The organism is Kyrpidia sp. (genome assembly GCF_023512215.1).
Classification (GTDB): domain Bacteria; phylum Bacillota; class Bacilli; order Kyrpidiales; family Kyrpidiaceae; genus Kyrpidia; species Kyrpidia spormannii.
In genome coordinates, this window is sequence record NZ_JAILZZ010000006.1 from 67586 (window position 1) to 80541 (window position 12956).

The 12956-nt window shown below is 57.3% G+C and carries 13 protein-coding genes and 1 other annotated feature; all 13 genes read right to left on the reverse strand.

Annotation, left to right across the window (positions count from 1 at the left end):
• Nucleotides 1-44 precede the first annotated feature (44 nt).
• Nucleotides 45-515 (reverse strand): 30S ribosomal protein S7, encoded by a 471-nt coding sequence (rpsG, locus tag K6T64_RS04290; protein WP_100666546.1) that lies wholly within the window; start codon nt 513-515, stop codon nt 45-47.
• A gap of 32 nt (nt 516-547) precedes the next feature.
• A complete protein-coding gene (gene rpsL / locus K6T64_RS04295) occupies nt 548-964 on the reverse strand; it encodes a 30S ribosomal protein S12 (protein WP_100666545.1) in 417 nt (138 codons plus the stop codon).
• A 117-nt stretch (nt 965-1081) separates the two neighbouring features.
• A complete protein-coding gene (locus K6T64_RS04300) occupies nt 1082-1342 on the reverse strand; it encodes a 50S ribosomal protein L7ae-like protein (protein WP_100666544.1) in 261 nt (86 codons plus the stop codon).
• 85 nt (nt 1343-1427) lie between these two features.
• On the reverse strand, nt 1428-5078 hold the full coding sequence (gene rpoC, locus K6T64_RS04305; RefSeq protein ID WP_288008698.1) for a DNA-directed RNA polymerase subunit beta': 3651 nt from the start codon (nt 5076-5078) through the stop codon (nt 1428-1430).
• A gap of 33 nt (nt 5079-5111) precedes the next feature.
• Complete coding sequence (gene rpoB / locus K6T64_RS04310; RefSeq protein ID WP_100666542.1) at nt 5112-8639, reverse strand: DNA-directed RNA polymerase subunit beta; 3528 nt, start codon at nt 8637-8639, stop codon at nt 5112-5114.
• Nucleotides 8640-8866: 227 nt separating this feature from the next.
• On the reverse strand, nt 8867-9499 hold the full coding sequence (locus K6T64_RS04315) for a class I SAM-dependent methyltransferase (protein ID WP_288008699.1): 633 nt from the start codon (nt 9497-9499) through the stop codon (nt 8867-8869).
• An 83-nt stretch (nt 9500-9582) separates the two neighbouring features.
• Complete coding sequence (rplL, locus tag K6T64_RS04320) at nt 9583-9954, reverse strand: 50S ribosomal protein L7/L12 (protein WP_100666540.1); 372 nt, start codon at nt 9952-9954, stop codon at nt 9583-9585.
• A gap of 28 nt (nt 9955-9982) precedes the next feature.
• The gene (gene rplJ / locus K6T64_RS04325; RefSeq protein WP_013074213.1) at nt 9983-10540 is read right to left on the reverse strand and encodes a 50S ribosomal protein L10; all 558 of its coding nucleotides are present in this window, start codon (nt 10538-10540) and stop codon (nt 9983-9985) included.
• Nucleotides 10533-10682: a sequence feature (ribosomal protein L10 leader region), on the reverse strand. (Overlaps the previous gene by 8 nt.)
• A gap of 11 nt (nt 10683-10693) precedes the next feature.
• Nucleotides 10694-11398, reverse strand: coding sequence for a 50S ribosomal protein L1 (rplA, locus tag K6T64_RS04330; RefSeq protein WP_100666539.1), 705 nt, complete (start codon nt 11396-11398; stop codon nt 10694-10696).
• A 51-nt stretch (nt 11399-11449) separates the two neighbouring features.
• Nucleotides 11450-11875 carry a 50S ribosomal protein L11 gene (gene rplK / locus K6T64_RS04335; protein ID WP_170084657.1) on the reverse strand — a complete coding sequence of 142 codons (426 nt, stop codon included), beginning with the start codon at nt 11873-11875 and terminating at the stop codon, nt 11450-11452.
• Between the two features lie 55 nt (nt 11876-11930).
• Nucleotides 11931-12464: a transcription termination/antitermination protein NusG gene (gene nusG / locus K6T64_RS04340; RefSeq protein ID WP_041304592.1), complete on the reverse strand. Its 534-nt coding sequence runs from the start codon at nt 12462-12464 to the stop codon at nt 11931-11933.
• A gap of 55 nt (nt 12465-12519) precedes the next feature.
• Nucleotides 12520-12741 carry a preprotein translocase subunit SecE gene (gene secE / locus K6T64_RS04345; protein WP_100666537.1) on the reverse strand — a complete coding sequence of 74 codons (222 nt, stop codon included), beginning with the start codon at nt 12739-12741 and terminating at the stop codon, nt 12520-12522.
• Nucleotides 12742-12760: 19 nt separating this feature from the next.
• Nucleotides 12761-12910, reverse strand: a complete 150-nt coding sequence (gene rpmG / locus K6T64_RS04350; RefSeq protein ID WP_013074208.1) for a 50S ribosomal protein L33 — start codon at nt 12908-12910, stop codon at nt 12761-12763.
• Between the last annotated feature and the right edge of the window lie 46 nt (nt 12911-12956).

The window sequence follows — 12956 nt, forward strand, 5'->3', positions numbered from 1 at the left end:
TGATCACCCTTGACATCACCCGAAGGCTATGGGGTAACCCCGAATCACCATCGGTAATGTGCAAAAGCTTTGTTCGCCTCCGCCATCCGGTGGGTGTCGTCCTTTTTCTTCACCGCGCCACCAGCCCCGTTGGCCGCATCGAGAATCTCATTGGCGAGTCGCTCTTGCATCGACTTTTCGTTGCGTTCCCGCGCGTAATTCACCAACCACCGCAGGCTCAAGGTCACCCGCCGCTCCGGGCGGACCTCGACGGGAACTTGGTAGTTCGCCCCTCCGACCCTTCGAGCTTTAACCTCCAAGACGGGCATTGTGTTTTTCACCGCCTGTTCGAACACTTCCAGCGGATCCCGGCCCGTCCGTTCCCGGACCAGGTCAAAGGCGCCGTAGACGATCCGTTCCGCCAGACCCCTTTTGCCGTCCATCATGACTTTATTGATGAGGCGGGTTACGAGCTTGCTATCGTATATCGGGTCCGGCATGACATCCCTCTGGGGCACCGGTCCTTTTCTCGGCATATTGATCCCTCCTTCCCGCCTTCATACGCTCATCACTTTTGCTTTGGCCGTTTCGCACCGTACTTGGACCGTCCTTGCATCCGATCTTTCACGCCGGCTGCATCCAACGTTCCCCGCACGATATGGTACCGCACACCCGGGAGATCTTTGACCCGGCCACCCCGGACGAGAACGACCGAGTGTTCTTGAAGGTTGTGACCAACCCCGGGAATATAGGCTGTCACTTCAATCCCGTTTGTCAAGCGAACCCGGGCGTACTTTCGCAGCGCCGAATTCGGCTTTTTCGGCGTCATCGTGCCGACACGGGTGCATACGCCGCGTTTCTGAGGAGAAGGAAGATCCGTCTCCTCCTTTGTGAAGGTATTGTATCCCTTCAACAACGCGGGTGCAGTGGACTTTTTCTCCACCATCTTGCGCCCTTGGCGCACCAATTGATTAATGGTCGGCATGCCGACACCTCCTTCCCGCATTCACGATCCATCGGTCAGCCCCGCGCCCGGCGGGAGATCCTCAGCAAGGCCCCGCCGGGCCCGCCTGGCCGCCGCCCCATGATCAGGAAGAGACCTTCAAGTCGAGTTCTCTTCGATGATCGCCGCGGCGGCCGCACCCACGTCAATTCCACAGGCTTTGCCAAGTTGTTTCATGGAATCGACCCATACGAGGCTCACTTGCTTTTGCTCACACAACGCCACCACGCGCGCCACCACATGCCGGTCGGCGTCCTTTGCCACGTAAACCTCAACGGGACTCTTCTCCTGTAAAGCTTTGAGAGTTTGATTGGTGCCGATGACGATCCGTTTGGCGCGCTTTAATCGGTCATAAGGCATCCAACCGCCTCCTCAGACACCGGCCGTGGACACACTCAGATATATTAGCACCCGGCGTCAAGCGGTGTCAACTTGTGAATCCCGTTTATTCCGTGACGGTTTCTGCCTCGACGCCCTCTTCCCAGCCGGGGTTTTCTTCATCTTCCACCGCCGGCTCCGGCAGTGCCTCCTCCTCCAATGTCAAGCCCCGGTAGCGCGCCATTCCCGTCCCCGCTGGGACCAACTTCCCGATGATCACGTTTTCCTTCAACCCAAGCAGCCGGTCAACCTTTCCTTTGATCGCCGCATCGGTGAGGACCCGGGTCGTCTCTTGGAATGACGCCGCCGACAAGAAGGAATCGGTCTCCAGAGAAGCCTTGGTGATCCCGAGGAGAGCCGGGCGGGCAATCGCCGGTTCGAGACCGCTGGCAAACGCCTGGCGGTTCGCTTCCTCGTAATCCCGGAGATCAACGTAAGTCCCCGGAAGCAGATCGGTATCCCCGCTATCCACAATTCGAACCTTGCGCAGCATCTGGCGAATCATAACCTCGACATGCTTGTCATTGATGTCTACCCCCTGAAGCCGGTAGACGCGCTGGACTTCCCGGAGAAGGTAATTCTGGACCCCCTTCAGTCCTTTGACCCGGAGCATATCCTTGGGATCGACGGACCCTTCGATCAACTCGTCCCCGGCCTCCACCGTTTGACCCACGGTCACCCGGATCCGGGACCCATAGGGTACCGCGTACACCTTCGTTTCCTTTTCGCCCGCGATCTCGATCTCCCGTTTGTCTTTGCCGTCCCGGATGTCGGCCACGGTCCCATCAATCTCGGTGATCACCGCCTGGCCCCGGGGATTCCTCGCTTCAAAAAGCTCTTGTACGCGAGGTAGACCTTGCGTGATATCGTCCCCGGCCACGCCACCGGTGTGGAACGTCCGCATGGTCAACTGGGTGCCCGGCTCCCCGATGGACTGAGCGGCGATGATGCCCACCGCCTCGCCGATCTCCACCATCTTGCCCGTGGCGAGATTCCGGCCGTAACACCGCACACACACCCCATGTTTCGTGCGGCAGGTCAAGACCGTCCGAATGACGACCTTCCGGATGCCCGCTTCAACGATGGCCCGCGCTTTGTCTTCATCAATCAACTCGTTGCGATGGACGATGATCTCGCCGGTCTCCGGGTGATGGACATTCTGAAACGCCACTCGCCCATTGATCCGATCGAACAGGTCTTCGATAACTTCCCGACCATCCCGAATCTCATCCACTTCAAACCCCTTGTCGGTGCCGCAGTCTTCCTCTCGAACGATGACATCTTGGGCGACATCCACCAGGCGCCGGGTCAAGTACCCCGAGTCTGCCGTCCGCAGGGCTGTGTCCGCGAGACCTTTCCGCGCTCCGTGAGTAGAAATAAAATACTCCAACACCGTAAGGCCTTCCCGGAAGTTCGATTTAATCGGCAACTCGATGATCCGCCCCGAAGGATTGGCCATCAGCCCGCGCATCCCGGCCAATTGCGTGATCTGGGACACGTTACCTCGTGCACCGGAGTTGGCCATCATATAGATCGGGTTAAAGCGATCCAAGGAGCGCATCAAGACGTCGGTCAGATCGTCTTTCGCCCTCCCCCAGATGGAGATCACCCGTCCGTACCGTTCATCCTCGGTGATCAAGCCCCGGCGGTACTGATTCTGGACCACCTGCACGTTCTTTTCAGCCTCGGCGAGAATCTCTTCCTTCTCCTTGGGAACGGTGATGTCCGCCACGGAGATGGTAATACCCGCCTTGGTGGAATAATGAAATCCGAGTTTCTTGATGCGGTCCAGGATCACGGCGGTCTCCGTGGTCCCGTATCTTCGGAAACAATCGGCGATGATCGAACCGAGATAGCCCTTTACAACAGCTTGGGAATCGGCCACATTCAAGTCGCGAATTCGGGCCGGCAAATCCGCGCCTTTTTCGAAAATAAAGTAGCGATCCGGAGTCCCCTTGAGCAGATTTTCCTTACTCCCGGTATTGATGTACGGAAAATCCGCCGGGAAAATCTCATTAAAGATCAGCTTCCCCACCGTCGTAATCAACAGGGCGTCCTGTTGAGCCGCGGTAAATGACGTCTTGTTGAGAGAAGCGGCCGGCAGGGCAATGCGGCTGTGCAATCCAACGATGCCCCGCTCATAGGCAGCGATCGCCTCATTGGGATCGGCGAAAATCCGCCCTTCGCCTTTCCCGCCCTCCTTTTCAATGGTCAGGTAATAACTTCCCAGAACCATATCCTGGGTTGGCGTGACCACTGGCTTCCCGTCTTTCGGGTTTAAAATGTTATGGGCCGCCAACATCAGAATTCTCGCCTCGGCCTGGGCTTCCGCCGAAAGCGGCACGTGGACAGCCATCTGGTCCCCGTCAAAGTCGGCGTTGTACGCGGTGCACACCAGCGGGTGGAGCTTGATGGCCCGCCCCTCCACCAATACGGGTTCAAAGGCTTGAATGCCCAGGCGATGCAAGGTGGGCGCGCGGTTCAACAGGACGGGATGCTCCCGGATTACGTCCTCCAACACATCCCACACCTCGGGAGAGACGCGCTCCACTTTCCGTTTCGCACTCTTAATGTTGTGGGCCAGCCCCTGACTCACCAGTTCTTTCATCACAAAAGGTTTGAACAGCTCCAGGGCCATCTCCTTGGGAAGACCGCATTGGTACATCTTCAACTCTGGGCCCACTACGATCACCGAGCGTCCGGAATAATCGACGCGCTTGCCGAGGAGATTCTGCCGGAACCTCCCTTGCTTCCCTTTCAGCATATGGGAGAGGGATTTCAGCGGTCGATTCCCCGGCCCTGTCACCGGCCGACCCCGGCGCCCATTGTCGATGAGGGCGTCCACCGCTTCCTGAAGCATCCGTTTTTCGTTTTGAACGATAATGTCTGGAGCCCCCAGGTCCAGCAGCCGCTTGAGCCGGTTGTTCCGGTTGATCACCCGCCGGTACAGATCGTTCAAATCGGACGTTGCAAATCTGCCCCCGTCCAGTTGCACCATTGGGCGCAACTCCGGCGGAATGACCGGCAGCACGTCGAGGATCATCCACTCCGGGCGATTGCCGGACTGGCGGAAGGCCTCCACCACCTCCAGGCGCTTGATGGCCCGGTTCCGGCGCTGACCTTGGGCGGTGCGGAGCTCTTCTTTGAGCTGCTCCGCTTCTTTGTCTAAATCGATCTCTTGGAGAAGCTTTTTGATCGCTTCTGCACCCATCCCCGCCTCAAAGGCATACCCGTATTTCTCCCGGTAGCTGCGGTACTCCTTTTCCGAAAGAAGTTGTTTTTTCTCAAGAGGCGTGTCTCCAGGATCGGTCACGACATAGGAGGCGAAATAAATGACCTCCTCCAGGGCCCTGGGGGACATATCCAACACCAAGCCCATCCGGCTGGGGATCCCCTTGAAATACCAAATATGCGAAACCGGCGCCGCCAGCTCGATATGTCCCATCCGCTCCCGCCGGACTTTCGCCCGGGTGACTTCCACGCCGCAGCGGTCGCAAACCACCCCTTTGTATCGAACCCGTTTGTATTTGCCACAGTGGCACTCCCAATCCCGGGTCGGCCCGAAAATCTTCTCGCAAAAGAGACCCTCTTTTTCCGGTTTCAGGGTGCGGTAATTGATCGTCTCGGGTTTTTTGACTTCACCGTGCGACCACGAGCGAATCTTTTCCGGCGATGCCAGGCCGATCTTCATGAACTCGAAGTTGTTGACGTCCAACAAGGAGCGTTCCTCCCTTTTCCCTGGGCTTCTCCCTCAATCCTCACCGATTTCGCGGGCTTCGAGATTCAGGTGAAGTTTATCTTCTTCGTCATCGTCAGACTCCCGCATGATGATCTCCTGTTCGTCTTCGGAGAGGATTTTGACGTCCATCGCAAGGCTTTGCAGTTCCTTGATCAACACTTTAAACGACTCCGGAACCCCGGGCTCCGGCACGTTCTCGCCTTTGACGATCGCCTCGTACGTCTTGACGCGCCCCACGACGTCGTCCGACTTCACTGTGAGAATCTCCTGCAGCGTATAAGCCGCTCCATAGGCCTCCAGAGCCCAGACCTCCATCTCTCCGAATCGCTGGCCGCCAAACTGCGCCTTGCCCCCCAGAGGCTGTTGGGTAACCAAGGAGTATGGGCCCGTGGATCGGGCGTGGATCTTGTCATCCACCAGGTGGTGAAGTTTCAACATGTAGACGTACCCGACTGTCACCCGGTTGTCGAAGGGCTCCCCGGTGCGGCCATCATATAGGACAGTCTTCCCATCCCGGTCGAGGCCGGCCTCTTCTAACGCATCAAAAATGTCGTGCTCTGTGGCGCCATCGAACACCGGGGTGGCCATGCGCAGCCCCGTGGCTTTTGCGACCATGCCCAAATGGGTTTCCAGTACCTGTCCGATGTTCATGCGGGAAGGCACCCCGAGTGGATTCAAGACGATTTCTACCGGCGTCCCGTCCGGCAAGAAGGGCATGTCTTCCTCCGGGAGGATTCGGGCGATCACGCCTTTATTGCCATGACGTCCCGCCATCTTGTCCCCTTCGGAAATCTTTCGCTTTTGAGCGATGTACACCCGGACCAACTGGTTGACCCCCGGGGGCAGTTCATCCCCGTTTTCCCGGGTGAACACCTTCACGTCTACGACAATCCCGGCCCCGCCGTGGGGAACCCGAAGGGAAGTGTCCCGGACTTCCCGGGCCTTCTCCCCGAAAATGGCGTGAAGCAACCGCTCTTCGGCGGTCAGTTCCGTCATGCCCTTCGGCGTGACTTTGCCGACCAGGATATCCCCGGCGTAGATCTCCGCCCCAACCCGGATGATCCCCCGATCATCCAGGTGCCGCAGGGCATCTTCCCCGACATTCGGAATATCCCGGGTGATCTCCTCGGGTCCCAGCTTGGTGTCCCGGGCTTCAGCCTCGTATTCCTCGATATGAATCGACGTGTAGACATCCTCCTTGACCAACTTCTCGCTGAGAAGGATGGCATCCTCGTAGTTGTACCCCTCCCAGGTCATAAAGGCCACCAGCACGTTCCTGCCAAGGGCGAGCTCTCCTTGGTCAGTCGCCGGGCCGTCGGCGATGATGTCGCCGGCTTGCACCTTCTCGCCTTTGCGGACAATCGGGCGCTGATTGATACAGGTCCCCTGATTGGAACGCCGAAACTTCAGCAGTTTATATTTGTCCAGGTCTCCGGACACGACTTGGCCATCGACTTCCTCCTGCACCCGGATCCAAATCTCATCAGCGGTCACCCGCTCCACCACACCGGCCCGTTTCGCAACGGTGCATACCCCGGAATCCTTGGCCGCCTTATACTCCATTCCTGTACCTACAAAAGGAGATTCGGTGACAAGCAAGGGCACTGCCTGTCGCTGCATGTTCGATCCCATCAACGCGCGGTTGGCGTCATCATTTTCCAAGAATGGAATCAACGCCGTGGCCACGGAAACCACCTGTTTAGGAGACACGTCCATGTAATCGATTCTGGACCGGGGAAACATGCCGATCTCTTCTTTGTATCGGGCGATGACCTGTTCTTGGGCGAACCTTCCATCTTCGTCCAGTTCCGCATTGGCCTGGGCAATCACATAATTGTCCTCCTCGTCCGCCGTCAGGTAATGGATCTCATCGGTTACCACACCCGTTTCCGGGTCCACCCGGCGGTACGGCGTTTCGATAAACCCGTATTCGTTAATCCGGGCGTAGGAGGAGAGGGAATTGATCAAGCCAATGTTCGGCCCTTCGGGCGTTTCAATCGGACACATCCGCCCATAGTGAGAATGGTGAACGTCCCGTACTTCAAACCCCGCCCGTTCTCGGGTCAAGCCCCCAGGCCCCAGAGCTGATAAACGGCGTTTATGTGTCAATTCCGCCAGTGGATTGGTTTGGTCCATAAATTGGGATAACTGGCTGGAACCGAAAAACTCCTTGATGGCAGCAATCACCGGCCGGATGTTGATGAGCGCTTGGGGCGTGATGGCGTTGGCATCCTGGATGGACATACGCTCCCGGACCACTCGCTCCATACGGGACAGGCCAATCCGGAACTGGTTTTGCAGCAGTTCCCCCACCGACCGAAGACGACGATTCCCCAAGTGGTCGATATCGTCAATATCTCCCACCCCGTGAAGAAGGTTGAGAAAATAGTTGACCGATGCAATGATATCGGCCGGCACGATGTATTTCACCGACTTATCCACCATGCCATTGCCAATGACCTTGATGACCTGGCCTTCTACAAGCGGGCTGAATATCCGTACCTCTTGAAGGCGAATCACATCGTCCTCCACCACCCCGGAGGATTTGCGATACTCCTTCATATTCATGCCGGCCTCCAGGGCCGGAACCACTTTGTCCAGCAAGCGCCGGTCCAGAACCCGCCCCGCTTCAGCCACAACTTCCCCGGTTCGGGGGTCCACCAGATCCTCGGCCAGACGCTGATTTAACAGGCGATTCTTCAGATGAAGCTTTTTATTGATCTTGTATCGGCCGACATTCGCCAAGTCGTACCGTTTCGGATCGAAAAACCGGGACGTCAACAGCGCCCGGGCATTCTCCAAAGTCGGCGGCTCGCCAGGCCGGAGCCGGTCGTAAATCTCCAGCAGCGCCTTCTCCACGCTGTCGGTGTTATCCTTTTCCAGGGTGTTGCGCAAGTACTCATCTTCTCCGAAAAGATGTAGAATGTCGGCATCAGTGGAGAAACCCAGCGCTCTCAGGAGCACTGTCACCGGGATCTTCCTCGTGCGATCGATTCGAGCGTAGATCACGTCCTTCGTGTCAGTCTCGAGCTCCAACCAAGCGCCTCGATTGGGAATGACCGTAGCCCCATAGGTGCGTTTTCCATTCTTATCCGCCTTGGCGTTAAAATACACGCTGGGCGAACGCACCAGCTGGCTGACAATCACCCGTTCAGCACCATTGATGATGAACGTTCCGGTCTCGGTCATGAGAGGAAAATCCCCCATGAACACTTCTTGTTCTTTGACCTCGCCGGTCTCCCGATTGATCAGCCGAACTTTGACGCGCAGGGGCGCCGCATAGGTTACATCTCGTTCCTTGGACTCTTCGACCGAATACTTTGGTTCTCCCAGGGTGTAGTCTACAAACTCCAACACCAAGTTCCCCGTGAAATCGGTGATCGGTGAAATGTCTTGAAACATCTCCCGGAGTCCTTCTTCGAGGAACCATCGGTAAGAATTCTGTTGAATCTCAATGAGATTCGGCAATGGGAGAACCTCATGAATCCGCGCGAAGGACCACCGTTTGCGACGACCATAGTCGACGAGCTGCCCGCGCAATGCTGTCACCCCTCACACCTTGTCGTGGATGGCTGCCCCTTGTCGACCTCAGATTGCCCCATAAACAAAAAATGGGTCGTATTCACAGGTGAGTCAGCCCATCTGTCGTCCCGCCACACTGCTGCTATTATGCTATAGGGATTTCCAATTCCTGACGCAAATATGCGCAAACAACACAGTACATCTTAGTCCGCATTGTATAAAGATATCACAGACCAACAACGGGGTCAAGAGCTCGATTCGGGCGATTGGGGCAGATTCACGGGTTCCATACACCGATACACGTGAAACCCGCCGCTGCGGGCCACGTCCGAAACCTCCCGAAAATGCCGAGCCAATTCCCGCTTCAAGCTATCCGCCCCTTGCTTCTTCTGGACGACCACCCACACCTGACCTTTGTCGGCCAGGTGGCCGGCGGCTTCCGACAACAGTCGGTACACCTGCTCTTTGCCGGCTCGGATGGGAGGATTGCAATACACGCGGTCAAACCGCCGATCCCCGAGGACCGCGAATCCGTCACTGACGTACACCTCAACCCGCCCGAGCCGGAGTCGCCGGGCGTTTTCCTTGGCCAACTCCACCGCCCGTTCGTTGATGTCCACCATGGTGACTTGGACCCCGGGTTGAAGCAAGGCCGCGGCAATCCCAATGGGTCCGTAGCCGCAGCCCAAATCCAGAACCTGGCCACGCTCGGGCACGTCCATCGATTCAATGAGTAGCCGGGTTCCATAATCCACTCGATGACGGGAAAATACCCCCGTATCAGTCATCAGCATCACATCCAAGCCCCGCACTCGCAGGGCCACAGCCCGGCGCTCGGAAGGCGCCCCAGGCTGTGAGACAAAATACTGATCCGCCACGCCCATCCCCTCGCCAACCATTCTAAAAGCAAAATCCTGCCCGAAGAGTGCTGACCCGGGCAGGATATGCTCGAAACCCTTTGTTACTTGATCTCGACGGACGCGCCTGCATCTTCCAGTTTCTTCTTGACGGTCTCGGCCTCTTCCTTCGAAACCTTCTCCTTCACTGGCTTCGGCGCATTGTCCACCAGCTCTTTCGCCTCTTTGAGACCCAGTCCAGTGATCTCCCGCACCACTTTGATCACATTGATCTTCGAGCCCCCGGGTGCGGTGAGGATCACATCGAATTCGGTCTGCTCTTCCACGGCCTCCGCCGCACCCCCGGCCGCTCCGCCCATCACAGCCACCGGGGCCGCCGCGGTCACGCCGAACTCCTCCTCGATCGCTTTGACCAAATCATTCAGCTCGAGCACGGACATGCCCTTGATCGCCGCGATAATGTCCTCTTTCGTCATTCCAATCCCCCTCCTGAATTCCTGGTTATCAGGCCTCGGAAGCCGCAGCTCCACCCGTTTCTTTCTGCTCAGCGATCTGCTTCACAGCATACGCCAAATTGCGCATCGGCGCCTGCATGACGCTCAGCAGCATCGACAACAGACCCTCCCGGGGAGGCAGTTTTGCCAAGGCATCCACCCCTGCGGCATCCACCGCTTTCCCCTCGATAAGTCCGCCCTTGATCTCCAAAGCCTTGTGATCTTTGGCAAACTCGCTGAGAATCTTCGCAGGCACGACCACATCGTCAAAACCGAAGGCGATGGCCGTAGGACCCGTCAAATGCTGATCCAAATCCTGAACTTGAACAGCTGCGGTGGCTCGGCGGGTCAACGTATTCTTCACGACTTTAAACTCCACGCCCGCTTCCCGCAACCGCTTGCGCAGCTCTGTCATCTCGGCGACATTCAACCCCCGATAATCGGTGATGATCGCCGCCCGAGCATCCCGCAATTTCGCAGTAATCTCCTCAACCGCCTGGACTTTCTCCGGCCGTACGGCCACTGCCCGCACCTCCTCGCTTCCCACACCGCCTCGCCGCCAAGGCATGAAAAAAGCCTCCGCAGACGGAGGCGACACATGGCATTCCCGGGACTTCCTTTCGGATGCCCGTTCCACATGATTCAGCCTCGGCAGGATGATTAAGTGCCTTCTGCACCCCTGCTGTCTACGGCGCAGCGGTATGTGGTTTTTCATCTAGCCTCAGGATACAACAGCCACCGCCTTGGTCGGATTGACCCTCACCCCAGGGCCCATCGTCGAACTGACGGCCACGCTACGGATGTATTGCCCTTTGGCCGCCGAGGGCTTTGCCTTCTGTAAGGCATCCATCAGCGCGTGGAAATTCTCGACGAGGTGCGCCGTCTCAAAGGAAACTTTTCCAATCGGCGCATGAATATTCCCCGCCTTGTCCACGCGGTACTCAATCTTCCCGGCCTTGATCTCCTGGACTGCCCGTTCAACGTCGAAGGTCACCGTACCCGTCTTCGGATTGGGCATCATCCCCTTCGGTCCGAGGATACGGCCCAGACGGCCCACCGCCCCCATCATATCCGGAGTCGCCACCGCCACATCAAAATCAAGCCATCCCTGTTGGATACGGGCAATCAGTTCATCATCCCCGACGATGTCCGCACCGGCGGCCTCGGCTTCTTTCGCTTTCTCACCTTTGGCGAACACCAGCACACGAACCGTTTTCCCCGTACCGTGGGGTAACACCACCGCGCCCCGAACCTGCTGATCCGCTTTCTTCGGATCGACGCCCAGGCGCACCGCGACCTCCACTGTTTCATCGAACTTGGCTTTCGCCAGTTGTTTCACCAAGGCCAATGCCTCTTCGGGATCATAGAGGCGATCCCGGTCGACAGACTTTACCGCTTCCTCATACCGTTTTCCCGTATGGGCCATGTGTCTACCTCCTTCGTGGTCCCTTCGGCGCGAACCTCCCACGATAACCCGTCAATCTTCGACGGTAATGCCCATGCTTCGGGCCGTGCCCTCGATCATGCGCATCGCGGCCTCCACCGAGGCCGCGTTGAGATCCTGCATCTTCATCTCTGCAATCTCGCGCACCTTGGCCCGCTTGACAACAGCCACTTTCTTTTTATTCGGCTCTCCGGACCCGCGTTCGACACCGGCCGCCTTCTTCAACAAATCGGATGCCGGCGGAGTCTTGGTTTCGAACGTGAAGGACCGATCTTCAAACACGCTGATGACCACGGGAATAATCATTCCCGCTTGGTCCGCTGTGCGGGCGTTGAACTCTTTGCAAAAGCCCATGATATTCACACCCGCCTGTCCAAGAGCAGGACCCACAGGCGGCGCAGGTGTCGCCTTTCCGGCTGGAATCTGCAGTTTGACCACTTTGATGATCTTTTTCGCCAACGACTTTCACCTCCTTCACCCGACGGAGGATCTTTGCCAAAGCGTCCTCACACCACTAAATCTTTTCCACCTGTGAAAACTCCAACTCCAACGGCGTGTCCCGTCCGAACATGGAGACAAGCACCCGAACCTTTTGCTTCTCAGGATACACCTCCTCGATGCTCCCGACGAAGTCAGCAAAAGGCCCCTCCACTACCCTGACCGCATCCCGGACGTGAAGATCAACCCGTTCCTTCGGTTCATCCATTCCCATCTGTTTCAAGATCGCCCGAACCTCGGCGGGGTGAAGAGGAATCGGTTTGGAGCCGGCTCCTGTGGAACCCACAAACCCGGTGACTCCGGGGGTGTTTCTCACCACATACCACGAGTCATCCGTCATGATCATCTCCACGAGCACGTAGCCGGGAAACACTTTCTTCATGACCGCCCGTTTCTTGCCGTTCTTCGTTTCGATCTCTTCCTCGGTCGGCACCAAAACGCGAAAAATCTTATCCTCCATGTTCATGGACAGGACGCGCTTTTCCAAGTTCGTTTTCACTTTGTTCTCGAACCCGGAATAGGTGTGAACGACATACCACCGCTTTTCCAGTTGTTCCATCGGAATCCCGGGCGTATAACGCCCACCCTCCCCTGCGGTTGTAGTCCTACCTCGTCCCCAGGCCAATGGCGTTGAGGAACAAGGAGAAAAGAAGATCGAAAAGATAGATCAGAACGGCAATGACGATCACCGTGGTGATCACGACAATGGTATAGCTAACCAGTTCCTTCCGATTCGGCCAGCGCACCCGTTTGAGTTCGCCGATCACGTCCCGAAAATACCCCACAACCCGGGACGAGCCATTGCGCACCGCTTCTACAAATCCCATAGTTCCCCTCGCCGCCGGACTACCGAGTCTCCCGGTGCAGGGTATGCTGATTGCACCAGCGGCAGAACTTCCTGCGCTCGAGCCGGTCCGGATTGTTCTTCTTGTTCTTGCGCGATACGTAATTGCGATGTTTACATTCCGTACACGCAAGGATGATATTGACGCGCAACCGTGACACCTCCAGGAAATGGCCCGATGATCCAGCCGGATACCCC